This window comes from Paraburkholderia sp. GAS32, from assembly GCF_050434225.1.
GTDB lineage: Bacteria > Pseudomonadota > Gammaproteobacteria > Burkholderiales > Burkholderiaceae > Paraburkholderia > Paraburkholderia madseniana.
In genome coordinates, this window is record NZ_JBNPVS010000052.1 from 45312 (window position 1) to 69337 (window position 24026).

Annotated in this window: 23 protein-coding genes; 8 read left to right on the forward strand and 15 right to left on the reverse strand. The window is 57.2% G+C overall.

Features of this window, described 5'->3' with window-relative positions; genetic code table 11:
• Positions 1–26 precede the first annotated feature (26 nt).
• Both gabD and P3T25_RS39940 read left to right on the forward strand, forming a co-directional pair.
• Positions 27–1475: an NADP-dependent succinate-semialdehyde dehydrogenase gene (gabD, locus tag P3T25_RS39935; protein WP_429362728.1), complete on the forward strand. Its 1449-nt coding sequence runs from the start codon at positions 27–29 to the stop codon at positions 1473–1475.
• Between the two features lie 45 nt (positions 1476–1520).
• Positions 1521–2357 carry a shikimate dehydrogenase family protein gene (locus P3T25_RS39940; RefSeq protein ID WP_429362730.1) on the forward strand — a complete coding sequence of 279 codons (837 nt, stop codon included), beginning with the start codon at positions 1521–1523 and terminating at the stop codon, positions 2355–2357.
• A 179-nt stretch (positions 2358–2536) separates the two neighbouring features.
• Here the strand turns inward: P3T25_RS39940 and P3T25_RS39945 are convergent, their stop codons facing one another.
• The 3 genes from P3T25_RS39945 to P3T25_RS39955 all read right to left on the reverse strand — a co-directional run bounded on the left by P3T25_RS39945 (position 2537) and on the right by P3T25_RS39955 (position 5113).
• The gene (locus P3T25_RS39945) at positions 2537–2998 is read right to left on the reverse strand and encodes a MaoC family dehydratase (protein WP_429362732.1); all 462 of its coding nucleotides are present in this window, start codon (positions 2996–2998) and stop codon (positions 2537–2539) included.
• Positions 2999–3014: 16 nt separating this feature from the next.
• A complete protein-coding gene (locus tag P3T25_RS39950) occupies positions 3015–3779 on the reverse strand; it encodes an enoyl-CoA hydratase (RefSeq protein ID WP_429362734.1) in 765 nt (254 codons plus the stop codon).
• A gap of 365 nt (positions 3780–4144) precedes the next feature.
• The gene (locus P3T25_RS39955) at positions 4145–5113 is read right to left on the reverse strand and encodes a quinone oxidoreductase family protein (RefSeq protein WP_429362736.1); all 969 of its coding nucleotides are present in this window, start codon (positions 5111–5113) and stop codon (positions 4145–4147) included.
• A 206-nt stretch (positions 5114–5319) separates the two neighbouring features.
• Between P3T25_RS39955 and P3T25_RS39960 the strand changes: the two genes are divergently transcribed.
• The gene (locus P3T25_RS39960; protein ID WP_429362738.1) at positions 5320–6063 is read left to right on the forward strand and encodes an SDR family NAD(P)-dependent oxidoreductase; all 744 of its coding nucleotides are present in this window, start codon (positions 5320–5322) and stop codon (positions 6061–6063) included.
• Positions 6064–6402: 339 nt separating this feature from the next.
• On the opposite strand, the gene P3T25_RS39965 is transcribed toward P3T25_RS39960, so the two are convergent.
• Entirely contained in the window at positions 6403–7185 is a 783-nt protein-coding gene (locus P3T25_RS39965) for an SDR family oxidoreductase (RefSeq protein ID WP_429362740.1), read from the reverse strand.
• 861 nt (positions 7186–8046) lie between these two features.
• Here P3T25_RS39965 and P3T25_RS39970 point away from each other — a divergent pair.
• The 3 genes from P3T25_RS39970 to P3T25_RS39980 all read left to right on the forward strand — a co-directional run bounded on the left by P3T25_RS39970 (position 8047) and on the right by P3T25_RS39980 (position 11082).
• Positions 8047–9234 (forward strand): aminotransferase class I/II-fold pyridoxal phosphate-dependent enzyme, encoded by a 1188-nt coding sequence (locus P3T25_RS39970; RefSeq protein ID WP_429362742.1) that lies wholly within the window; start codon positions 8047–8049, stop codon positions 9232–9234.
• Between the two features lie 98 nt (positions 9235–9332).
• Positions 9333–10190, forward strand: a complete 858-nt coding sequence (locus P3T25_RS39975; RefSeq protein ID WP_429362744.1) for an AraC family transcriptional regulator — start codon at positions 9333–9335, stop codon at positions 10188–10190.
• Between the two features lie 298 nt (positions 10191–10488).
• On the forward strand, positions 10489–11082 hold the full coding sequence (locus P3T25_RS39980; RefSeq protein ID WP_429362770.1) for a TetR/AcrR family transcriptional regulator: 594 nt from the start codon (positions 10489–10491) through the stop codon (positions 11080–11082).
• A 347-nt stretch (positions 11083–11429) separates the two neighbouring features.
• On the opposite strand, the gene P3T25_RS39985 is transcribed toward P3T25_RS39980, so the two are convergent.
• From P3T25_RS39985 to P3T25_RS40015, 7 genes are all read right to left on the reverse strand, one after another.
• On the reverse strand, positions 11430–12095 hold the full coding sequence (locus P3T25_RS39985; protein ID WP_429362746.1) for a dienelactone hydrolase family protein: 666 nt from the start codon (positions 12093–12095) through the stop codon (positions 11430–11432).
• Between the two features lie 82 nt (positions 12096–12177).
• On the reverse strand, positions 12178–13173 hold the full coding sequence (locus P3T25_RS39990; RefSeq protein ID WP_429362748.1) for an aldo/keto reductase: 996 nt from the start codon (positions 13171–13173) through the stop codon (positions 12178–12180).
• A gap of 233 nt (positions 13174–13406) precedes the next feature.
• Positions 13407–13850: a hypothetical protein gene (locus P3T25_RS39995; RefSeq protein ID WP_429362750.1), complete on the reverse strand. Its 444-nt coding sequence runs from the start codon at positions 13848–13850 to the stop codon at positions 13407–13409.
• A gap of 1171 nt (positions 13851–15021) precedes the next feature.
• Entirely contained in the window at positions 15022–16098 is a 1077-nt protein-coding gene (locus tag P3T25_RS40000) for an alkene reductase (RefSeq protein WP_429362752.1), read from the reverse strand.
• Between the two features lie 77 nt (positions 16099–16175).
• On the reverse strand, positions 16176–16880 hold the full coding sequence (locus P3T25_RS40005) for an SDR family oxidoreductase (protein ID WP_429362754.1): 705 nt from the start codon (positions 16878–16880) through the stop codon (positions 16176–16178).
• Between the two features lie 24 nt (positions 16881–16904).
• Entirely contained in the window at positions 16905–17906 is a 1002-nt protein-coding gene (locus P3T25_RS40010) for an NADP-dependent oxidoreductase (RefSeq protein WP_429362756.1), read from the reverse strand.
• A 408-nt stretch (positions 17907–18314) separates the two neighbouring features.
• Positions 18315–18902, reverse strand: a complete 588-nt coding sequence (locus P3T25_RS40015; protein WP_429362758.1) for a TetR/AcrR family transcriptional regulator — start codon at positions 18900–18902, stop codon at positions 18315–18317.
• 1305 nt (positions 18903–20207) lie between these two features.
• Here P3T25_RS40015 and P3T25_RS40020 point away from each other — a divergent pair.
• Positions 20208–20408, forward strand: coding sequence for a DUF1330 domain-containing protein (locus tag P3T25_RS40020; RefSeq protein WP_429362772.1), 201 nt, complete (start codon positions 20208–20210; stop codon positions 20406–20408).
• Positions 20409–20734: 326 nt separating this feature from the next.
• A complete protein-coding gene (locus P3T25_RS40025) occupies positions 20735–21391 on the forward strand; it encodes a TetR family transcriptional regulator (RefSeq protein WP_429362774.1) in 657 nt (218 codons plus the stop codon).
• Positions 21392–21625: 234 nt separating this feature from the next.
• Here the strand turns inward: P3T25_RS40025 and P3T25_RS40030 are convergent, their stop codons facing one another.
• The 4 genes from P3T25_RS40030 to P3T25_RS40045 all read right to left on the reverse strand — a co-directional run.
• A complete protein-coding gene (locus P3T25_RS40030; RefSeq protein WP_429362760.1) occupies positions 21626–21835 on the reverse strand; it encodes an alpha/beta fold hydrolase in 210 nt (69 codons plus the stop codon).
• A 507-nt stretch (positions 21836–22342) separates the two neighbouring features.
• Complete coding sequence (locus P3T25_RS40035; protein ID WP_429362762.1) at positions 22343–22954, reverse strand: glutathione S-transferase family protein; 612 nt, start codon at positions 22952–22954, stop codon at positions 22343–22345.
• A 33-nt stretch (positions 22955–22987) separates the two neighbouring features.
• Positions 22988–23725: an SDR family NAD(P)-dependent oxidoreductase gene (locus tag P3T25_RS40040; protein ID WP_429362776.1), complete on the reverse strand. Its 738-nt coding sequence runs from the start codon at positions 23723–23725 to the stop codon at positions 22988–22990.
• 1 nt (position 23726) lies between these two features.
• Positions 23727–24026, reverse strand: a 300-nt coding sequence (locus P3T25_RS40045) for a transposase (protein WP_429362764.1), incomplete at its 5' end; no start/stop codon positions are given.

Sequence of the window (24026 nt, forward strand, 5' to 3'; positions counted from 1 at the left end):
TCGGCCCCTTGCATCGGACACTTACCATGCTCAACCTGAAAGACTCTTCCCTACTACGTCAGCAATGCTACATCGACGGTCGATGGATCGACAGCGAGCGGCATATCGAAATCACCAATCCCGCAACCGGTGAACGCGTCAGCATTGTGCCGTCGCTCGGCGCAGCCGAGACTCGCCTGGCCATCGAAGCCGCCAACCGCGCGCTCCCCGCGTGGCGAGCACGCACAGCCAAAGAACGGGCAGCGTTGCTGCGCAAGTGGTTCGAACTGGTGCTCGAGAACCAAGACGACCTGGCGCGAATCATGACGGCTGAGCAAGGCAAACCCTTCACCGAGGCCAAGGGCGAAATCGCCTACGCGGCATCGTTCATTGAATGGTTCGCGGAGGAAGGCAAGCGCGTCTATGGCGAAACCATTCCCGCGCCGCTCAGCGATCAACGAATCGTGGTCACAAAGGAGCCCATTGGCGTGTGCGCCGCTGTAACTCCGTGGAATTTTCCTGCGGCGATGATTACCCGCAAAGCGGCTCCCGCGCTCGCGGCCGGGTGTACGATGGTCGTCAAGCCAGCATCGCAAACCCCGCTCACCTCCCTCGCATTGGCAATGCTCGCCGAGCGCGCCGGGATACCAGCGGGCGTGCTATCTGTCGTCACCGGCGGGGCGCAGGCGATCGGGGGGGAATTGACTACGAACCCGCTCGTACGCAAGCTCAGCTTCACGGGCTCCACCGAAGTGGGACGCACGCTGATGGCACAGAGCGCCGCTACCATCAAGAAAGTGTCGATGGAACTGGGCGGTAACGCGCCCTTCATCGTGTTCGACGACGCAGATCTCGACGCTGCCGTTGAAGGCGCAATGGTGTCGAAGTACCGCAACGCCGGCCAGACATGTGTCTGTGCCAACCGGCTGTATGTCCATACCAAGGTCTACGACGAGTTCGCCTCTAAACTCGTCGCCGCCGTGCGGGCGTTGAAGATTGGCAACGGCATGGAAGAGGGGGTAAATATCGGCCCGCTTATTGATCAGAAAGCCGTGGCCAAAGTTGAGGAACACATCTCTGACGCGCTCGGCAAAGGTGCGCGGCTGCTCAGTGGGGGACAGCGTCATGCGCTCGGCGAATCGTTTTTTGAACCGACTGTGCTCGCCGACGTGACACCCGGCATGCTGGTGGCGCGGGAGGAGACCTTTGGTCCTCTGGCCCCGCTGTTTCGCTTCGAGACCGAAGATGAAGTCGTGGCGATGGCGAACGACACCGAGTTCGGTCTAGCGAGCTATTTCTACGCACGCGACCTAGGACGCGTCTGGCGCATATCCGAACGGCTCGAATACGGCATGGTCGGCGTAAACACTGGCCTAATTTCCAATGAAGTGGTGCCTTTCGGCGGGGTCAAGCAATCCGGTGTAGGTCGCGAAGGCTCGCATTTCGGGATCGACGAATATCTGGTGATCAAGTACACCTGTATGGCAGGCATCTAGTCTTCCGACCTGCCCTTGCCCACCACTACACGCCCGGAGCCGAGCATGCAGATCGACGGCAACACCCATCTTGTCGGCCTCATCGCCCACCCTGTCTCGCATGTGCGCACGCCGCAGCTCTTCAACGCCTCAGCAGCCAATCAAGGCCTGAATGCCGTCTGCGTGCCATTTCACGTCAAGCCACCCCAACTGAAGGCATGGCTCAATGGTGTATCTACGCTACAAAACCTGCGTGGCCTCATCGTCACCATTCCGCACAAGGAAGCTGTGGCGGCCGCCTGCCACAAGCTCACCGACGCAGCCCATCTGATCGGGTCCGTCAATGCCATGCGCTTCGATCATGCCAAGGGTTGGTGGGTAGGGGGCAATTTTGATGGCGACGGCTTTATAGCCGGCTTGCAGGACCGCGGCCATTCGCTGGTGGGCAAACATGTACTGCAGATCGGCGCCGGGGGCGCCGGCAAGGCGATGGCCCATGCGATCGCCGCCGAACGCCCTGCTGAATTCGTCGTTTTTAACCGCTCGCCAGACAGGGCCGCGGAGCTCGTCGACACGCTGACGAGCGCATTTCCGACGACTCCCATACGCATGGGAGACGACAACCCTGAAGGCTTCGATGTTGTCGTCAATGCGACATCGCTTGGCCTTCGTGACACAGACGCCCTGCCCCTATCTCCAGATGGACTGCGTCCGGGCATGCTCGTTTGCGAGGCAGTCATCCGGGATGACGACACCCCCCTGCTCAAGGCGGCGAAGGAACGCGGCTGCGGTATCCATCACGGGCAATGGATGTTGTACGGGCAGATCGTACAAATCGCACGTTTTCTCGATATTCCTCTGGCCACTGAGTTCGTCGATCATATTCTTGGACCACCAGACTAGTGGTCTTGCCCCCGGTACATGCCCGAGTTCGTCACCGACTACGTCACCACCTCGACCTGCGAATCGACGCATGCTTGAGCGGCGGGCGGTGACGGAATTTCCTGCAGCGCCGCCTTTGCCTGCCCGTTTCTTGGCGCCGTAAAAGCTGTCGCGGAAGTAGCCCGTTACGACACAGTCGGCTAGACAGACTTGCGACGAAAGACAACCATTTTCGCCTCGGTTTTCTGTACTAGTTCACCGTGTTGATTGAGCGTGTCAGATTGCATCGTAACGATACCCATGTCGGGTTTGGAGCGCGAGGGTTTGATGGCGATGATTCTGACTTCCACACGAAGTTCGTCGTCGGGTCGAGTGGGTTTTGGAAAACTGATCTCCATTCCCGCTCCGATCAGTCCATTCGCGATAGGCAGGCTGCCGACGAGCAGCTTCATCGTAATGGCCGCGGTGTGCCAGCCACTTGCTGCCAATCCGGCAAAGAAAGTATGTTCGGCCGCTTCCTCGTCGAGGTGGAAAGGCTGAGGGTCATACTGCCGGGCGAAGCTTTTGATTTCATCAACGCTTACGCGATACTTACCGCTCGTAAACAGATCTCCGACTGAGAGATCCTCGAGATAGAGAGGGGATGTGGGATTCGAAGTCATGATCTCTTGCACTGTTTCAGAACTCATTGAAGTCGGGCTTGCGTTTCTCACTGAATGCGGCGATTGCCTCTTTCGCTGCGCCGGCGGTAATCATTCGACCGAACACTGCCGTTTCTTCACTCATTTGAGCCTCGATTGCGGCGCGCTCGCTCATTTTCATCAATCGCTTGGTCTCTACTACCGAAAACAGCGGCTTCGCAATTAGTTTCGCGGCCTCAGACTGTGCGAACGCCAGCGTTTCGGCCGCTGGCAGGACCTGGTTCGCGAGTCCCATTTCCAGTGCGAACTGCGCATCGAACGGTTCACCCATCAAAAGTGCACGTGCTGCACGCTGATAGCCGAAAAGCTTCGGCAACAGCAGGGTCGACGCACCTTCTGGACAAACGCCGAGGCTAGCAAACGGCAAGCTGAACTTCGCGTTATCGCCGACAAACACGAGATCGCAATGCAATAACATCGTCGTGCCGATTCCCACAGCTGCGCCGCACACTGCGGCAATCACAGGCTTCGGAAAGACGCTGAGCGCACGCAGAAACTTCCATACAGGCGCATCGGCGGTATTGGGAGGATTCGTCACGAAATCGCCCAGGTCGTTCCCTGCGGAAAAGCTCTGCTCATTGCCACTCAAGACAACAACACGAATCTGTGCGTCGTCCGCAGCTTCGCTTAGCGTTCGCACGAGCACCTCATACATCGCCGCCGTCATCGAGTTCTTCCTGTCGGGACGATTGAACGTGATCGTCAGCAAGCCCGATTTCTTATCTACCAGGATGTCACTCATTGATTGCCCCTTTGTTTCCGTCGATGACCACTACGACCGGCAGTGGCTCGCGCCGGACGCAGGTCCCACTGACGAGTCGGCCGGGCTCTCCGCGTTGACGACTTTCGAATCGACCGTAAGTTGCAGTAACGGCGAGCGAAACTCGCAGCCATGCTGCAGCGAGCATCGCCCGAACTTGGTGCGCGGCATTCGTGAATCGCCCTGTCAGCGGATACAACAGGCAGCCACAAAGCCGCTAGACTGCATCCGATGACAAGTTACCGAAAGTTCACGCAAATGCTGCTATGACCGCGCATTCGTAGTGGTGCGCGCCGATGGCTCCCGCGATCATCATTTCATTGCACGATGTGTTGCCGCCGTGCCGATCACCCCATCAGAACGACTTTGCCAAAAGGCCGATCCTCGATTAGATGGCGCAAAGCTTCGCCCGCTTCCGCGAAGGGGTAGATCCGATCCACGATTGGCTTGACGGATCCACTGACGACCAGCGGGATGATCTCGCGCCACGCATCGGCGATCGTAGCCGGTGACTGGGCAAACAGAGAGAAACCTGCCATCCGCGCGCGTTTCCAGATCAGGTCTGTCACGTCGATGGTGGTTTTGCGCCCAGCGGAATAGCCCAGTGTGATCAGTACACCGCCAAGGCCCAGGCTGCTCAACGCCTCACTCGTCACGGTGCTACCGATGCTCTCGATGACGATATCGGCGCCCTTGTCGCCCGTGATCCTGCGAACGCCATCAGCAAGACCTTCCGCGCTGAGGTCAATCACGTCCTCGAAGCCGAGTTCGCGTGCTCTCGCGGCTTTCTCTGGGCTGCCAGCCGTCGAGATCACCTTACCGGCACCCTGCGCCCGCGCGAGCTGATAGGTTGCGTTGCCGACCGAGCCACCAATTCCCGGAGCCAGCACCGTCATGCCCGGTTTGAATCCGGCTTGCCCCAGCGTGATCTGCGCCGTCAGATAGGCCACTGGAATGCTAGCCGCCACGACGTCCGCGATCGTATCAGGCGACGCCAGATGTTCCGGTTTCACCAACAGCCATTCCTGCCATGTGCCATTTTCACCAACGCCGTAGGGTCCAGTGAACATCACGCGGCTTCCCACTTTGAGCCCGGAGTCACCTGCATCCTCAATGACACCGACGCCCTCATTGCCGAGCACCAGCGGTGCCTTGGCCCGAGGGTGTCCACCTGACAGGACCGTGTACTCGAGCGGCGTGACGCCGGCGGCAGTCACGCGAACTAACACCCGGTCCTTCGCCGGTTGCGGCTTAGGTAAGTCGATCTTCCGCAACGCGTCATATCCCGAAAAAGTTTCCGCCTCAATCACCCACATTGTCATTTATCCTATAACGTGACAGACCTGTACGTTACATTAATGGTAAGTACTGACCTGTTACTTTGTCAAGCAAGAAATCGAAACAGACGCCACTTGATCGGCGACTGGGCAGCGCCGCGACTCCGCCCCATCACCGCATCGGTCTGAGATCGCTTTCGTTAATTTCGCTAATGTTCATAACCCGTATTTGGGCGGCATCGAAAATGGACAAGTCAATTATTTTGATCGTCGGCGCGCTTACAAGTATCGGTCACGCTACTGCCCTCGCTTTCGTTGACAGCGGGGCGCGTCTCGTCGTTTCGGGCCGTCGCGAAGCGGAAGGCAAGGCATTCGAAGCCGAGCTGCGCGAACGTCGCTTGGACGCCACATTTATCCGTGCCGACGTCCGTCATGACGACGATGCCCGAAACCTCATCGACCAGACCGTTTCGCGCTTCGGCCGCATCGACGCGGCGATCAATAACGCCAGCACTGAAGGCCAGCCAGGTCTCATGGTCGAGCAGACGGCGGAAAGCTATGCAGTGACCTTCGATACCATGTTGGGCACGCTGCTCAGCATGAAACACGAACTGCGCGCAATGCAGCCACTGAAGCGCGGTAGCATCGTCAATGTGTCGTCAACTTATGTGCACGAGGGCGCGGCTCACACATCGGTCTACGTCGGCAGCAAGCATGCGGTCGACGGGATGACCAAGTCGGCAGCGCTCGAAGGAGCTGCGATGGGCGTTCGCGTCAATGCAGTCGCGCCAGGTCCGACCGACACCGGCATGCTCGATCGTTTCACCGGCACGGCGGAGCGCAAGGCGTTGCTCGTGTCGACGCTCCCGCCTAGCCGGATCGGCAAGCCCGACGATGTCGCCCGCGCCATCTTGTTTCTCGTGTCCGACGCGGCGGCGTCCGTGACTGGCCAGATCGTCACTGTCGATGGCGGTAAGACCGCCCGGTGATAAGTACAGAGGCATAGAACGCGCGTCAACGCGCCTGCATGCTCGAAGGCCGGAAATAAGCTACTTATTCACTCCAGCAGCCGAGAAAGGTCAGCGCACGCAATTCCCATCAAGATCCGTGGGCGCCCGGCGGACACGCCGAAAGTCACTGTAAATCTACGCACGCCGGGTGGTCCGAGCCAGATCGCGAAGCGCGCCCCATCATCGGCGACCGCTCGTATCGTATTGATCGAAGTTCGCGCTTCAGCGCATTACCTTGGTCCCACGCAGTGCACTTACTCCGCTCCCATGCAAGATGGTGCTGATCTATCGATGGTGACCAAAGTCGAGGCCGAGGCACTAACCAAAGGTTCCGCCATACGCACCACCATCCAGAAGCAGGTTTTGGCCCGTTATATATCCGGCTCCGGCTCCACACAGGAAAGCACATGCTAGGCCGAACTCATCGGGCAGCCCAAACCGTCCCGCGGGAATCTGTGCGAGAAGATATTGCTCTGCCTCCTCGATACTTTTGCCAGTCGACGTGGCGATTGATTGCGACGCAGCCCCGAGCCGATCAGTAGCGTGAGGACCTGGCAGCAGATTATTGATAGTGACGTTGTGCTTCACAACCTGCCGCGACAGTCCTGCCACGAACCCTGTGAGCCCGGCCCGGGCGCCGTTCGACAAGCCCAGAAACGCGATCGGTGCCTTGACGGCACTAGAAGTAATGTTAATGATACGTCCGAAGCGCCGGTCGATCATACCGTCGATGCTCTGCCGGATGAGTTCGATCGGAGCGATCATGTTCGAATCGACGGCCTTGATCCAGTCGTCGCGCCGCCAATCGTGGAAATCCCCAGGCGGCGGGCCGCCTGCATTCGTTACGAGAATGTCGACGTGCGGCGTGGCCTTCAATGCGACTTCGCGTCCTTCAGGTGTCGTAATGTCGCAAACAACTGTATGGACAGTTACTCCAGTCCGCTTGCGAATCTCCTCAGCCGTCGACTCGAGCGCATCTCTTCCTCTTGCTGCAATGACAAGATTGACGCCTTCCATAGCGAGGCTGAGCGCGCAACCCTTCCCCAAACCTTTGCTTGCACCACAGACCAATGCGGTACGTCCTGCAATTTTCAGATCCATCAGTTTCCCCTTGAATTAGAGGTGAGTACAAGAGAGTTTCGGGCAATTCACTTCGTAGGTCAAAACGAGGTACCGGCATCATCAGGCTGGTCGTCCACGGATTCATTCTGAACCGGAACATAGCGAGCGACGTGGCAGCGTCGAGACATCAGAATGTAGGCGCTAGAAAACTGATCGAGACGCCAACCGTTCCTCAAAGGCCACCCTATGTAAAGCGATTGGCCACTAAGCAGCCCTCCCTCGCTGCCCGCTCGAACAAAGACACAGACACGATGTGTGACAGCATGACAAACTTTTATGGTTCCCTGAGTACATATTCGGAATTAGACTCAATGACGGGCACGATGCGCGACAGTCGACTGGCGTCAAACATGCAATCGAAACGAAACGGGTGCATTGGCCACGTGAGCCGGTGTAGATGGTCACCAGATATCTGACTATATCGGCCAAGTCAGCGAATCCGCCTTCCGGCAGAGCATCAATCTGTGCGCCGCGAACCCAGAACAGCTCTTCGATCGCTACCGACTGAAACTGTCGGCGCCAGCACCTACAAGGATGGCAAAGTGTGTTGCCCAGACTATAACTGGCTTGTCAGGTCTCGCGGTATTCCTCAGTCAAATTCAGCTTGCCCGACCGATATACACAACGCCGCGTGGGTGTTTTGGACGGAACCAATAGTCGCCATACTTTACTCAAACAGGGCAGCCCAGTCTTGAACGATCGTGCGTGAAACAACACGTCGATTCAGTCACCTTTGACCCGTGAGAACGATGATCGCTAGACTCTCTTACGATGCCCTGAAATCTGAAGACGACGTTCACGCTGCCGTCGACTTCGCTGCCATCCGGAACTCAGAAGACAATGAATCGCGACCCCAAACTAGCTTCCCGTGCAACCACCATCGAGCCGTTCAGGACCCTCTCCCTTTTGAGTCGGGCCAAATCGCTCATTGCCTCGGGTAAAGACGTCATTCGCCTCGATGTCGGTGAGCCCGACTTCGGAACGCCAGAACCTGTGCTAGCCGCCGCGCGTGCGGCGTTATCCGGGCAATCAGGGCGATACACTGAACCCGCCGGCAAACCAGAGTTACGTCAGGCAATTTCGAGCTTTTACAAGTCGCGCTATGGAGTGTCTATTGACCCTTCGAGAATCATTGTCACCACAGGGTCTTCAGCGGGCCTGTGGCTGGTTATAGCCGCACTGCTCGACCAGGGACAAAATATGTTGTCTGTTTTTCCCGGATATCCGTCGCACCGAGTCTTTGCGAACGTTGCAAACGGTACGCTTATCACCCTGAAATCAGAAACGGCAGACGAGATATGGCCCAGCGTGTCGCAGTGCGGTGCGGCATGGACTCCAGAAACCAGAGGTATCCTGATCGCGTCCCCTTCGAATCCGACAAGCGCAGTCATTCCATGGGAACACGCGAAGGCCTTGATGGACCTCGCAGCAAGTCGTGGTGGCAGCTATATCAGCGACGAGCTTTATCATGGCCTGCATTTCGAAGAGGCTGACCATACCGCTTTGGAATACCGAGACGACGCATTCGTCATCAATAGCTTTTCGAAATATTTTTCGATGACTGGCTGGCGTCTTGGCTGGGTAATCGTTCCTCCGGCATTTGTCGATGCTATCGACGTCCTCGCGCAGCACTTGTACCTATCGCCGCCAGAGATTTCCCAGCAAGCGGCGATGGCGTGTTTCACCCCGGAAACTTTATCCATCTGTGAGTCACGTCGCGAAATACTAAAAGAACGGCGCGATACGCTCTTGTCTGCACTGCAGGAAGCCGGCTTCCTCGTTCCGCATCCGCCTCAGGGCGGCTTCTATGTTTTCGCAGATGCGTCACGATTTACTATGGATAGCTATGCGTTCTGTCAAGAACTCCTGGAAGAAACACACGTGTCAGTCGCACCCGGCATTGATTTTGGAGACTTTCCCACCTACCTTCGCTTCAGCTTTTGTACCGATACGCAACGCTTGAGAGAGGCCGTTGGTCGGATCAATACCTACGTAAAATCTGACCGTCGGGCAAGCAATCACAGCTAGGAAACCTCCGCGATGTTTGGTGCCCAGAAGAGACCTTCCTGCACTTCGCGGCAAATCTTTGTATGCTACGGTACAAGCAATAATCTCCCGGAGCAGACATGGGAAACCTTGAAAAATCGTGCACTTTCGAAAGACGAGACTGGGTGCGCGTGGGACAGAGCCGGGCGGGAATCGAGAGAATCGAGGCCTTTTTTTCAGGTCACGCATATGAACTGCATCGTCACGACACGTATGCAATGGGGGTGACTCTCCACGGAGTTCAGTGTTTCGACTACCGCGGAAGTCGGGCCGATAGCGTCCCGGGGAATGTGATGATCATCCATCCGGATGAGCCGCATAACGGCCGTGCAGGGACCGAGGCAGGTTTCCTGTACCGGATGATGTATCTGGAACCGAGGCTCGTCCTTGACGCGCTAGAGGATAGACAAGGTCACCTACCAGTAATCAGGAAAGCCGTTCTGGACGACTCCAGGATACGCATTGCGCTCACCACCGCACTAAGCGACCTCGATTCGCGGCTGGAAGACCTTCAGACGGACCAGCTCATGATATCGCTGGCAGAAACACTCGCAAGTTACGATAGGAGCGTCCGTAAGCGCCCTGTCACTGCAACATGCAAAGTTGCAGTGAATCGGGCGCGAGAACTGCTGGATGCTCGCTGGTCGGAAGTCGTGTCGTCGGAAATGCTCGAAGATGCGACCGGCCTGGATCGATATACGGTGGCAAGACACTTTCGCTCCCTGTGCGGAACGAGTCCTTATCGTTATCTCGTCAGCCGACGTCTGGGCGAAGCCCGAGCCATGATTGCCGATGGTGAGCCGCTGATGGCGACAGCCATACGCTGTGGATTTTCCGATCAGAGCCACATGAACCGCCAGTTCAAAAACGCATTCGGGGTTACGCCTGGGCAATGGCGAGCGTTGTCGTACAAGCGGCGGACGGTCGAACCACACTAACCGACCAGATATTCGTTGAGTGCGCGCTCGTTGCAGAATGGCCCGTTGCTCGGCTCGGTAGTTGCCAGACTTCGACCGCCAGACGCCTAGTACGACATCCCGCAATTAGTTTTAACGATTGCAGATTGTCGTATCAGTCGAGGCAAGAACTATCGGCGCAAGGGCGAAATGTAGCGGCAGCCTGTCGCGGCTGGTGGCATTGTGCTATAATGTAACGTACCTGTACGCAACTTTGCTTAGTTGGCACCGGTCTGTTACTTTGTGAAGCGAGATATCGGAACAGGAAAAGGATGTGGATATGGAGGCACGAGCGCGCCCCCGCAGGGGAGCACCGCTAAAGGGCGAAGTCAGTGCTCGCGAGCGCATCCTGGCGACAGCAAGCCAGTTGTTTTACCGCGAGGGCATCCGCGCCATCGGCATTGACACAGTTGTCGAGCGATCCGGGGTATCAAAAACAAGCCTATATCGCCTGTTTGAATCCAAAGACGCCTTAATCGCGGCGGTCGCCGCCGAACAGGATCGGTCGTTCTGGACATGGTGGGATCGCATTGAAAAGCAACACGCGGATGACCCGCGCGCGTTGTTGGACGCACTGCTATCCGGTATCGCGAAACGGATCGCGCACCGGACGTATCGTGGTTGTCCCTTCCTTAACCTAGCAACGGAGTTTCCCGACAATGACCATCCTGGCCGCGTCGTTGCCCGCGGCAACAAGGAGGAAATGCGTGCGAAGCTTGCAACCATAGTTGCCCGGATTGGCGTCGACAATCCCGGCCGCATTGCATCTCAGATAATGCTGATCATCAATGGTGCGTATGTCACCGGCCTGATGGAACAACCGGATGATCTGCAAGACGACCTCGTCGACGCCGTCACCAAATTGCTAGCCTAGATACTATGCGAGAGCAGTGAAAGTTAGCCCGCAGGAGTAGACGGGATTACTCGACGGGGTGAGCGCGATTCCACCAGTTTTCCCTTACACAATACTCAATGCTCCGAAGACCCGACAGGGCTTCCCGGCGGCAAGCTTGAGCAGGTCGACGCGCCAGCGGAATCCGTTGCCTGGAAAGCCCCGATGACCACAATCCTCGTCACGGGAGCAACTGGCAAGCTGGGCGGCCAAGTGGTCGAATTCCTACTGCGCCGTGTTTGGACCTCACACCGATCACGTCGCCCTCAAGATGATCCATGCGCTGAAGCAGATGTGATGATCTCTTTACGAGGAGAAGGACGTCGATCTTACATATGACTGTCGATGAAGCGTACGGTGCGCCCCCAAGCGATTTGAGCTGCTTCGGGGGCAAAGCTATCGCGTTCATCGCACTGGAAGCCGTGATCAGCGTTATAAGTGTAGACGTCGACCGTCGGTTGCTTCGACTTGATCGTCTCGACGTCACTCATTGGAATGTGCGCGTCCAACTCACCGAAATGCAGCATAGTCGGGACTTTCGGGGACTGATCTGCCATCCTAACGATCTGGCCGCCATAATAACCGACTGCCACCGAGAAGCCCGGCAGATTGACCGCCGCGCCATAGGTCAGCGTTCCCCCAAGGCAGAAGCCGGTGACCGCGATCTTGCCGACGTCGGCAATCGCATTACGTGCGGCAGCGACGTCTAACATCCAGGCCTGGATCGGTGGATTGGCGACAAAGCGCATTGCGCCCTGCACTTCCTCCGGCGAATAGCCGCATTCGAACCCCGCTTCAATGCGATCGAACAGGGCCGGCGCAATCGCGACGTAACCGAGCGCAGCAAAGCGGTCGGCGACTGAGCGAATGTGGTGATTGACGCCGAAGATTTCCTGAATGACAACGATGCCGCCCTTGGGCACCCCCGCTGGATCGGCGCGATAGGCACCCAACTCGTGGCCGTCGTCGGCAGTCAATTTGATATACGTTCCCATGAATGGAATCCTTTACTTTGAGGAAAATAGGAAGTCGAAGACCTCCCAACCCGGACCAATTTCGTCCCTCTTGCGTAGTCCTCTAACGCGCTGCGTCGCCGCGACCGTACTCTGCAGAGAGGTCGTCGAGCTTCGTCTTAAGTTCCGGTAGGACGTTATAGTCAGCGCCAGCGAGCGTGTCGGTCAATTGCTCGGTTCGGCTCGCACCGAGAATGACGGACGTAATTGCCGGGTTCGCCAGGATCCAGGCGACTGCCAATTTCGGCAACGCTTCGCCTTCTTCTCCAGCGATCTCACGCAGCTTGCCAATCGTCACGAACTCGCGCTGATGCCAGTAGCGGGCCCGATACACGGCACCGAACTGTCCGACTTCCGCCGAAAAACGCCCCTTTTCCGGCGCCTCGTCCAGCTGATATTTCCCGCTAAGAAGGCCACCGGCCAGCGGGTTGAACGGAATCACCGCTAGGTTTTCCTCTTGAGCCAGCGGCAACAGTTCCCGCTCAATCTCCCGGAACAAAAGGTTGTAACGAGGCTGCACCGAGACGAAGCGCACTAACCTCAGCGTATCCTGGCGGCCGATAGCGCGCGCTAATCGATAGGCCAGGAAATTTGAAACGCCGATATAGCGGGCCTTGCCCGAACGGACGATGGCGTCGAGCGCTTCCGCGGCCTCATCTAGCGGCGTCACCAGGTCATCCATGTGGAGTTGATAGAGATCCACATAGTCGGTGTCCAAACGCCGCAGGGATGCGTCGATCGCGTCAAGGAGATGCTTGCGAGACGAGCCACGATCCCAAGGGGATGGCCCCATCGGCCCTCCCGCCTTCGTCCCCAGAATGAATCTGTTGCGCTTGCCTTTCAGCCAGCGACCGGTGATTTCCTCCGCTCGGCCGACGCCAGGAAGATCTGCGCCGCCCGGATAGGCGTCTGCAGTGTCAATGAAATTCACACCGGCGTCCGCCGCCTTGTCGAAGACCCGAAATGACTCGGCTTCATCGGTCTGCTTGCCGAATGTTCCAGTGCCTAAGCAGAGACGGGAGACAGACAGTCCCGTTCGGCCGAACTTCGTGAACTGCATGAAGAACCCCCGCGATGTGATTTTTGACAAATCGGGTCGTCTCTCCGACGTTTCACGCCTAACAGAAGAGATGTCGAATTCTGCCGCCAAGCTCGCCAGAACCCGGCGCTGTCTAACCGCTAGGCTTCGATCCAAAGCGGTTTCGACGATCGGACCGTTTCTTCTCTCGAATGCGTTGCATCGACTTTAACGCGCAGTTGGGCCGACTTGGAGCGCCGCGCCGTAGCGTGCGCTCATCCGCGCTCGGTTCGCGGCGCGATCCGCACGGATCTGTAAAGCAGGTACACCACGATGAACTGAAGGATGGCGATAAAGAGTGGCCCGGCGCATTTGCCAAGATCATGCTCATACAGACCGATTCCGGCATCCAGTAATTGCATGACGCCAGCGAGCGCACCCAGGATCAGCAACGAAGGTGCCGCCTGTTTGTAGATCGCCCCCAATGCAAACAGAGCCAGAGGAATTGTGCGCGCCGCCGCGTACATCGCCAATATCAACGACGCCTGCGTTGGAACAGATTCGGCAGGAACAAGGTATTGCGGACGAATGATCCCTACGATGGAAAAGCCGCTCGCAACCAGGACATTGAATGCCGTGACCAGCGAAGCCAGCCGCATCGCCCTTGTTGTTGTCATTGATTCCTCTCTCTGATCGCGCCACCCATCGCTGACCTCCACGTTATGTTGTCAATTCCAGCACCTGATGTTGGCGACTGTGTCCTGGTAGAAGGTTTCGTCGAGCCCCGCTACACCTTGCCGATAGACCACCATGGCCCGAGAAGCTCTTTGCTTCTATCGCTTGCATCGGCGCACCTCACAAAGTGACGGATCTGTACGCCAAATTTATATTACTGACAGGTTGGTAACTTTGTCAATTAAAAAACGAGAATGAGATAAGGTTGATCATATGCAGGCACGGGCCCACCTTCGGCGAGGAGCCCCCCCGCGAGGGAGCAAAGCCAGCGGCGGCGAACACATCCTTGCGACAGCAAGCGAATTGTCCTACCGCGAGACATCCCGTGCCATCGGCATCGACACAGTAGTCGAGCGATCCAAAGTGTCGAGACGAACACTTCGTCGCGCCCGGATAGGGTGGTGAACCCTTGACGGGCCTGCAGGCTTCTTCACACTCCACCGACCTAGCGCTTTCATCTGAGACTGCCGTGCGGCCACATTGATTGCTTTGTCGCGGCTTTCGGATAACGCCTTCAAGCTCTTCGGCTGCAGGGATGTCAGTGGAGGGTCCTACTGAAGGACAGAACGCGCTCCGGGTCTTGACAGGTTATCCAACCTCCGATCACGTGGGAGCGTCTCACGCGCGCCACATTGCCTATGCCTTCGCCGCAAGAGGCGGCCTGTCACTGTGATGATCATCTTGCGCGCGAGTTGTGGCCCCGTCTACACGTTCTCGATAGCGCTCATTCCACCCATTAAAAACCCAAAAAGGTCAACCAGATCGGGACGCATGGCTTTAATGAAGAAGATGGCCTCCCAGGCCACCTCCTTCATCGAAGCCGCCGGGAGCCCACTCGACGCACCCACGCCTCGATATCAAATGCGATCAGATGATGCTTTGCCGTGAATCCCCAGTTGACTCCGGGGTCTCAATTACCCGGAACGCCCCCGGTGGGCGAGGAACACCACCCGTGTTCCCGGATTGCCCGTCCCACGTTCCCGATAGACACACTCCACACTATCTGCGGTGATCGTCTGCGCTAGAACGTTCGTCCGCGTGACTTTCTATTTCTGTGATGCGTTCATGCTCGTCTACCTTCGCGGCGTTCATAGGAATCGCCCAGCCTGCCTTGTTTCACGGCGAGGACCTGATCGCCAGCGCCGCAGCAGCGAATCAATCCGCACGCGTCGGATAGTCGGTGTAACCCTTTGGGCCGGGGGTGTAGAACGTTGCCATGTCTACGGCATTCAATGTCTCGCTCGTTTGCATGCGCTCCACCAGGTCGGGATTGGCGAGGAACGGACGGGCGAACGCGATGAGATCTGCCTGGCCTGCCTTGAGCGCACTTTCTGCACTGGCCCGATCGAAGCCACCTGCAAGGATGAACAAGCCCCCAAACGCAGCGCGAAGCCGTGATTTCAACTCGGCAGGCACCGCCGGCGCGCCCATTGCAGAATGGTCCAGCAGGTGGACGTACTGCAAACCCAGCTTAGACAGTTCCTGGACGAGCGCCAGGTACTGAGCCTCGACATCAGGGAATGCGCCCGTGCCGTTGAACACGCCGTAGGGCGACAAGCGGATTCCGACGCGATGGGCGCCAATAGCAGCTGCCGTGGCCCGAATGACCTCGAGCGCGAAGCGATTGCGCCTATCGATATCGCCACCGTAAGCATCGGTGCGCTGATTTACATTGGCGTTCAGGAATTGCTCGATCAGATAGCCGTTTGCGGCGTGCAACTCGACACCGTCAAATCCCGCTTCGATGGCGAGTCGAGCTGACTTCGCATATTCATCAACGGCGTGGCCGATGTCGGTCGCAGTCATCGCTCGCGGGATGCTATGCGGCTGCATGCCCAGCGAGTCGGTGTACATCTCGCCGGGGCACGCATCGCCCATCGGCCCCAGTACTTCCGCGCCCGCAGGAAGGTTCGCCGCATGTGTTACGCGGCCGGTATGCATAAGTTGCACAAAGATTTTGCCGCCCTTGGCGTGGACCGCATCGGTGACGGTCTTCCAGCCACGCACCTGCGCATCATTGAAGAGCCCGGGAATGCGTGCGTAACCCAGGCCGTTGGGCGACGGCGAGGTACCCTCGGTGATGATCAGCCCCGCCGAAGCGCGCTGGCCGTAATATTCAGCCATCAGCGCGTTGGGCGTGTTCGCATCGACGGCGCGACTGCGCGTCATTGGCGCCATGACGGCGCGATTGGCGAGCTGAATCGAAGCGACGCTGAGAGGTTCGAAAAGCATGATGATCCCTGAGTAAGTACAGGTCGTTCGAAAACCTGCTGTTGGTAGAGAACGGTCCAGGCGAATGAATATCAACCTCAGGAGGTCTGCGGTAGGTAACTGGGCCTGGCCGCAGTCATTCCTCGCTTTACCTGTAGCGTAACCTCATCGGCCAACACCTCATCCAAACCCGATTCGAGTCCGTCGAGTGCGCGCTTGACGATCTCGTCGGGACTGGACTTCGGGACATCGAACCCATGCGTGAGATCGGTATCGACGAAGCCCATGTGCAGTGCAAGTACCTGTGTGTTCTGCGCTACCAGCTCGTTGCGCAGGGCATTCGTGAGCGACCACGCGGCGGACTTGCTGGCCGAATAGGCGGCCAGCTCGCCGCCGTTCACCCATGAAGCGATCGACAACACATTGAGCAAAGCGCCACCACCATTGGCTTTGAGAATCGGCGCAAAGGCCTTGCTCATACGCAACATAGCGAAAAAATTGGTCTCGAACATACGTCGCGCGACGTCTTCGCTGTCCTGCGCAAGAAAGCCCCCTGGCTGAGCGATGCCGGCGTTGTTGATTACAAGGGTCACATCCGATGCGAAGTCTGCGGCGGCGGCCACGTCGTCTGGCTTGGTGACGTCGAGTCGCAGGGGTTGAACACCAAAGTCGGTGACTCCAGCAGAATCGCGCACGCCCGCGTAGACTTTGCGGGCACCGCGGGCAAGCAGCTCTCGCGCAAATGTCAGGCCGATGCCGCGATTAGCTCCCGTGACAAGGGCAATAGCGTTCTCAATCTTCATGGGGGACTCCTCGGGTGGAAAAACTCACTTGATCGTGACGACGACCTTGCCCTTTGCACGGCCTGATTCGATGTATGTCAGCGCTTCGTTGGTTGATTCGAACGGAAAAATGCGATCAATCACTGCGCGCAAGGCTCCCGTCTCGACGAGCTGGGTGATCGTGCGCAACTGCTGTCCGTCAGCCCGCATGAAGAGAAACGAATACTTCAGGTCAAGACGAGCCGCCTTCCTCCTGACTCCAGAACTCAGCAGGCGGACAATAAGCTTCACGAGCCACGGAGCTCCGATTTCTCTTGCAAAGGCGGGGTCAGGAGGACCAGAAATCGAGACGAGTGTTCCGCCGGGTTTCAGTACGCGCAGGGATTTGTCCAGCGTTGCCGCATCCTGGCTATGCAGGACCACATCGTAGTTTTGCAGAATTTTCTCGAAATCATCTTTCTTGTAGTCGATCACCAAGTCTGCCCCGAGGCTCTTCACCAGGTCAGCGTTGGCACTGCTCGTGGTGGTGGCCACCGTCGCCCCGATGTGCTTGGCCAATTGAATGGCAAGGCTGCCGACACCGCCTGATCCTGCCTGGATGAAGACCTTCTGCCCGTTCTTCAGATTGGCTCTTTCAACCAAAGCCTGCCAGACTGTCAAGCCGACCAGCGGGATCGATGCCGCGTCTTCCATGGTGACGTTTTTGGGTTTAAGCGCGACATTGTTTTCATTAACGGCAATGAACTCCGCAAACGTGCCGATGCGCCGATCAGGTGGCCGCGAATAGACTTCGTCCCCGACTTTAAACTGCCGAACACGCGATCCAACCTGAGTCACAATGCCCGCCACGTCATGGCCTAGCACAAGCGGCATGCGATAAGGAATGGTCAGCTTGAACTCGCCGCTTTTGATTTTGGAATCCAACACATTCAGACTCGCGGCGCGAACTTCGATCAGCACATCGTCATCTCGAAGCTCAGGCCGTGGCATTTCGCCTAGGTGCAGCGGGTCCTTCTTGCTGTATCGATTAATGACGAATGCTTTCATAAGGCCTTCTCTCTCGTAGATGAGTCAAGCGAGGGAATTAGTTTGCCCCTGGGGTTTCCATAGTTCTGCGCAATTTCACCGTTGGACCGCAGCGAGACATCAAGGCGAATTGCGCTTTGAGTCGCAGATTTTTTTGAATCCTGGCATCCAACACGCAGGCGGGGCGAGAATGTAGGCAGCAATTTCTATGATTCGCCAGCCTTGGGGCACCTATGCCGGAGGAGCCTCCAGTGGCAAGCGCGACGGCTCTCTTCAGTTTCATAGGAGCGCTCTTCTAGAAAGTGACCACGAAATCGATTGCAGTGATGGCAATGCAATCGCTATTGGACCTGGGCGGTCGCGCTTTTTTGATTTTAATATGATAATTATCATATTAAAATTCGAGTAAAAACGTCGACGCCAATGTACTTAGTCGTAAACAGGAGCGAGGTGTTTCAACGCCGCCTTCAGCAACGCGTCGGAAAGACTGGGGTCGTCGACAGCACGTGCCATGAGCAATGCGCCCACCATCGTGGCCGCAGTAACCAATGCGTGCTCATGCGCGCCGGGCTGCCCCCAGTCGGGCGACTGACGAGCAATGACATCAATCATTTCCTTAATGCGATGCGTGGCGGCTCGCCGTACCTCGGGCGCTTGACGTGGCATCTCTGAACCGAGCGCAGCAACAGGACAGCCAAGCTCCGCGTTTTTGAGATGTTCATCCGACAGATAAGCGCGAAGCAGCCACCGCAATTCCTGCTCCGGAGGCGCCGCAGCGGCCACGCGCGTCGACGAGGCAACGGCTTCGGCACCGGCGCGATCCGCCGCCTCGGCAAGCATCGCCTCGCGCGAGGAAAAGTGAGCATAGAAGCCTCCGTGCGTGAGCCCGGCTTCCTTCATGATATCGGCGACACTGGCGCCGTCATAACCACTGCGCCGAATGGCGCGCGCGGCGGCTTCGACAATGCGCTCGTGCGTCGCTTCTTTCTCTTTGGATCGTGTGGAGGCTCTATTCATATGACGCGCATCATATACCATCCAGCACAAAACGCAAGCCTGTGCCCCCGCCTTACTAGACACACCCGAAGGTCACTCCAGTAATCGACCGCACCGACCAGCATCCTAATTTAGGCGTTATCTGGGCTCGACTCGCTACTGCGTTTTGATCGGCGTCAGTAGCGGCATGGCCTGGGGGAGCGTTACCGCGCCAGTCCCTCTACCCCTATGAGATCCTAGATTTCTTTGTGCCATTGCCACTGATCTATTCGCAGGCTATGGCCCGACCCCTTCGTTCTTGCCCCTCAAATAAATCACGCCAATCGGTTGGGATTCAGTCATGAGGCCTCTCGGAGTCGGCTTACGGCTCCCTGCGTTTTGCGGGCAGGCAATTCGGCGTTCCTCTGCATCGAAGCGAGCCGAATAGCAACGCCCTATGCCAACGCGTGCTTTCAGTGTCGACTTGGAAACGCGAATACCGGCACTTGCAATTGGCGACGGGACAGCGCCGACCTAGAGGCGTCCACCGTGGCATAGCCCAGTGCCAGGTGTAACTCAGCCGGCCAATCACTGGTCCGCAATGGGAGAGCAAGTCATGCTCAAGTACCACTGCCAAGGTAACGCTAGCATTCGCCGCCCCTCCAGATTTGTCACGGACAGCCGGACTGCAACGTAGCAAGCGAAGCCGCAATCAGCTAGCACCTTGGCCTCCGACGACGAAGTGAGAGTCAACCTAGATGCCACTGAGATTTATGCGCCAATACAGTGCATCAACCGCGAGTTGCTGACCTTAAGTTTTGATCCTCGACTCTGCAGTTGCCACGCGTCGGCACGACTGCTCGTGCGTAGGTAACAACCGGCAATCACGGCCTGAATCTACCCGCGGGGAAAAGCCGAGATTCGAATGCAGCGCCTGACGCAACGTACACAGGCGTGATGCGCGAGCATCGGCTCATCACCCCGGAGCGCAAAAGATGAACAGTCGCAGCACCGCATCGCAGGCGGCTGGGTGCCTCAGCCCGAGTATACGATATCAATTTCGATCAACATTGTACGAACCTGTCTATGATGACAGAAGGTCACATATTTACGAATGGAACCAAGACCGCCTTTGTCGAAAACTTCAAATCGTTCGCCTGTGCATGGAACCGGATCTGTCTCGAAGCTGGCGAGTGGTTGAACACTCGTCGTTACCATCAAACTCGGTCACCAACAAGTGACTCGAATTACCAGCCAAAAGGGAAATGAACATGAACGCATACGTTGTTGTCGAAGCAACCGTTCGCAACCCGGAGGCCTTGAAACAGTACAGCTCGGCCCACACCCATACTTAAGCAGTTCGGCGGTGAAACCCTTGCGAGCGGACCGTGGGAATTGATCTTTGGAGATGCCGCGTATGAACGCGCCTTAATCGTCCGGTTTCCCGATAGAAATGCAGCACTGGCTTGGTACAACTCGCCGGAATATCAAGCTCTGTTGGATGTCCGCAGTGTCGCGCTTGACTGCCGCTTTCGCCTCATCAGCTAGCGAATCTGCAAGCGCCGCCCGCCAGGAAGCTGTGCAAACCGACTATGTTCCGGTTACCTTGTCGCTTGCCCCCTTTCCGCCACAATTACCCCGGCGTCGGCACGTTGGACTCTTCACTCGTCACCGCAGATAACGATTTTTGAAAGGTCGCTCACGCTCCCGACCGAGCATCTCCGATCACCTTCCGGGCTGCGGAAAGTCCTTTCTTAAGACACTCGCAGCGATTCGTGCTGAGCGTAGCAACCACGATAGTCGATTGTGAGTGCGATCGTAATCGTGGTGTAGTAGCATTAGAGTGTTGGAGCAACGGATTCAAGGAGCGCGCTTTGGGAGTGTCGAGAGAACAGGCTGCGGAAAACCGCCGCGCGATTGTTGCCGCGGCGGCACAATTATTCAGAGAACGCGGGGTAGATGCTGTCGGCCTAAACGAGCTTATGAAGCATGCTGGGTTTACTCAAGGTGGGTTCTATAACCATTTTGAGTCAAAGGCTGCTCTAGTTGCAGAGGTATTCGCGTCGGCAATGGCTGAGAGTGCGACCCAATTCGCCAAGGGTCACCAAAAGGTGTCCGCCGCCGATCAATCGACCAGCGCTCTTTGGCGCTGTGTAAGCCATTATTTATCAGAGGCCCATCGAGACAACATCGATCACGGCTGCCCGGTTGCCGGATTCGCTGGCGATGCTCCCCGTCTGGACTCCAGAGCACAATCGCATTTTGCGGGTGGCTTAGATGATCAGATAATGATCCTGGCTGGTTTGATCGCCGAGAGTGGATCGATTCCTTTGACTGGAGAGCGTAGGCCGTTACGCGAACGGGCAATCAACCTGCATTGCAAAATGGTTGGGGCGGTGGTCCTGTCGCGGTCCGTTGCGGAGGTTGCACCTGCGCTTGCGAACGAGATCCTTGAGAATGTTCGACGAGAAGTACTTGCTTCTCTCGATGAACATTCGAGCAAGCCCTCCAAACCGCGAAAGAAACACTAGCCAACCCCGTCCGTTGCGCAGCGAGCCAACCGCAGCCACGCAGCTCGATTTGCCACCTCGATGACGGACCACGAACCGGGCCAATCTTCTGGCCATGCATTTGCGTTTGAGTGTATAGACAGCTTGTTATAGCCTGCGCACAAAACTTCAGACGGTCTCAGGTCACTGAGACGATCGTTTGAGCCGGAAATCCAGACAACGATCCGCTACGAGGGCAAGCAATCGCCCTGAATCTCAACAGTATCGCGCTTGGATGCTGCCCAAATCATTCACGTACAGCCAGAAATCCAGAAACAGTTTGCTGCGCTTCAGGAACAACTCGGGATACTTGTAGTGCGCAGCGTGTCCCGAGTTCGGATAGACGATCAATTGGGCGTTAGGGACGTGCTGCAGCACGATCCCGGATTTGATCGTCGCGGCCACGATGTCGCAAGAACTGCTCACCGCGAGGGTCGGCTGCTTGATCGCCGTCCATTCGGTAAAGCGCTTGCCCTTGATCTGACGCCACTCGGTGATAGCCTCGTATCGAGCCTTCGCGACCTGCTGAGAGGCCGGCGGATCGATGTCGAGCTCGCGTTTGCGCCCGTTGCTACCAACCGGCTCGCTGCCGCCCCAGTAGACCAGGCCGGCGACTTGACGGACCTCCGGATGAGTGAACAGTAGGAACAGGAATTCTTCGAGCCCAAAAACGGGCCTTCCCGCAACCTGGCCAACGCGCGATCCGCCTGCTTCAACTTACTGCGTGACGGCGGTAGCATGGGTGTCAGTCATCAATTCGCCTCTTTCCGGGTACCTCGGTCACCACAACTCATCCTTTGGATGAGTCGTGGTGACCTATTGGAGCTTTTGTTCGATGTTGTCACACCACTTTCTTGGACGTTATCACGATCGCGTTTGCTCATTGATCACACTTGCGACCTCCCTCAAGCGCGAACGAGCCATTCGAGATGTTTAGAGGTGCGGCACAGTAGACGCGAATGCATCGATCTTCATCGCACGCTCGGTCAGCGCTGCAAGGCGAGGAAAGTTCTCCGCAGTAACGTGATCGGGAAGGATAAACATGGACGCAGCCTGATAGCAGATTGCTGTCATGATATCGGCCTGACCGAATGTGTCGTTCACGAGCCAGCCGTCTCCGGTCTCCTTTTCGAGCAATGTCAACCCGATAATCGCCTGCTCGGCGAGGCTCTCAAACACGGATTGCAGTTGATGCTCTTTCGGACGGAGGGTTTCGTCATATAGGGAGCTAAGCTTCGGGTAGATGTTCATGCCAATTCCGATAAGCTTCAACGCCCTGAAACGCGCCGGACCTGACGGCGGGATGAGCGCCTTCTCGGGACCCACCATCTCTTGCAACACGTCGATGATGCCGCCGCTATCGATCATGGTGTCACCGTTATCGAAAACAAGCGCCGGCACCTTGCCCATTGGGCTGTATCGACGAACCTCATCTCTATCGGTGTAGGCGTTGAGGTTCAAATGCTCGAAAGGAATGCCGAGCAGATTCATCGTGATAGCAGTTCGGCGCGTAAATCCAGAAAGCCAAGGGCCAACAAGTTTCATCGTTTTCTCCATGTTACGGCTGGTGTCAAAGCATCAAAACTGTTCTTTGAACGGGCGGATGTCTAGTTCCTGCGTCCAAGCAGACGGATGCTGGAGATGGAGCTGCCAATAGGCCTCGGCGATCGCCTTGGTATTGAGCATGCCGTTCTCTCCGAGCTTCTCGAAGGCGCCAGGAAACAGCGAGCGCACCCGATCTCCATCGATCGCGCCGTCGACAATGACGTGCGCGACATGAATACCTTGTGGGCCGAACTCGCGCGCCATGCTCTGCGAGATCATGCGCAAACCCGCCTTGCTTGCAGCGAAATGGGCGAAACCAGGCAGGCCACGAAGCGCCCCCGTGGCCCCAGTAAAGAAGACAGAGCCGCGACCGAGCGGCACAAAACGTCGCGCCGCCTCACGGCCCACCAGAAAGCCGCCGAGAGTGTTCATCCGCCAGAAGTCCTCGAATGTCGAGGCATCCGTCTGCAGAAAATCGATTTTCAGGTTCTTGCCGGCGTTATAGGTGACCAGATCGGCGGGACTGCCATCTTCGTCACTGGCCATTGCAGCATCGAACAGCCGGATGACATCATCTTCCCGCGTGGTATCGATGGCATAGGCGGTCGCACTGCCACCGCTGCGCCGGATCGTGGCCACAACCCTCTCTACTTTTTCAAGTGTGCGTCCGGCGACCAGGACATGACGATCGTTAGCCGCGTAACAACGACTTAACGCTGCGCCAAGTCCATCCTCAGCACCAACGCCAACAACGACTGCCTTAGAGGCCAGTTCAAAAAGGCTGCTCCGTACGCCTGAAGATGTTCCAGCAGACGAGGGCGCAGCCGAATTTCAAGAATGCTTCGTGAATTTCAGCTCGACGATCGAAGCGTATGCGAAGACGACGGAAGTTGTGGAGCCACGAGTGAGTCCGTTCAACGACCCAACGGAATTTGCCCAGACCACTGCCATGTTCAGTGCGGCGCCTTGCGATCACTGGTTTGATGCCGCGTTCGCGCAATCGTTGACGATGCGGATCGGAATCGTAACCACGATCGGCATAGATGACCTTGGGTCTCTGAAGTGGTCGGCC

Coding starts and splice junctions, on each gene's coding strand:
- P3T25_RS40005 (WP_429362754.1), bottom strand. CDS start 16,880: ATGAAGATTGAGAACGCTATTGCCCTTGTCACGGGAGCTAATCGCGGC.
- P3T25_RS39945 (WP_429362732.1), bottom strand. CDS start 2,998: ATGACTTCGAATCCCACATCCCCTCTCTATCTCGAGGATCTCTCAGTC.
- P3T25_RS40010 (WP_429362756.1), bottom strand. CDS start 17,906: ATGAAAGCATTCGTCATTAATCGATACAGCAAGAAGGACCCGCTGCAC.
- gabD (WP_429362728.1), top strand. CDS start 27: ATGCTCAACCTGAAAGACTCTTCCCTACTACGTCAGCAATGCTACATC.
- P3T25_RS39985 (WP_429362746.1), bottom strand. CDS start 12,095: ATGGGAACGTATATCAAATTGACTGCCGACGACGGCCACGAGTTGGGT.
- P3T25_RS40000 (WP_429362752.1), bottom strand. CDS start 16,098: ATGCTTTTCGAACCTCTCAGCGTCGCTTCGATTCAGCTCGCCAATCGC.
- P3T25_RS39940 (WP_429362730.1), top strand. CDS start 1,521: ATGCAGATCGACGGCAACACCCATCTTGTCGGCCTCATCGCCCACCCT.
- P3T25_RS39980 (WP_429362770.1), top strand. CDS start 10,489: ATGGAGGCACGAGCGCGCCCCCGCAGGGGAGCACCGCTAAAGGGCGAA.
- P3T25_RS39950 (WP_429362734.1), bottom strand. CDS start 3,779: ATGAGTGACATCCTGGTAGATAAGAAATCGGGCTTGCTGACGATCACG.
- P3T25_RS39970 (WP_429362742.1), top strand. CDS start 8,047: ATGAATCGCGACCCCAAACTAGCTTCCCGTGCAACCACCATCGAGCCG.
- P3T25_RS40035 (WP_429362762.1), bottom strand. CDS start 22,954: ATGAAACTTGTTGGCCCTTGGCTTTCTGGATTTACGCGCCGAACTGCT.
- P3T25_RS39955 (WP_429362736.1), bottom strand. CDS start 5,113: ATGTGGGTGATTGAGGCGGAAACTTTTTCGGGATATGACGCGTTGCGG.
- P3T25_RS40015 (WP_429362758.1), bottom strand. CDS start 18,902: ATGAATAGAGCCTCCACACGATCCAAAGAGAAAGAAGCGACGCACGAG.
- P3T25_RS39960 (WP_429362738.1), top strand. CDS start 5,320: ATGGACAAGTCAATTATTTTGATCGTCGGCGCGCTTACAAGTATCGGT.
- P3T25_RS39975 (WP_429362744.1), top strand. CDS start 9,333: ATGGGAAACCTTGAAAAATCGTGCACTTTCGAAAGACGAGACTGGGTG.
- P3T25_RS39965 (WP_429362740.1), bottom strand. CDS start 7,185: ATGGATCTGAAAATTGCAGGACGTACCGCATTGGTCTGTGGTGCAAGC.
- P3T25_RS39990 (WP_429362748.1), bottom strand. CDS start 13,173: ATGCAGTTCACGAAGTTCGGCCGAACGGGACTGTCTGTCTCCCGTCTC.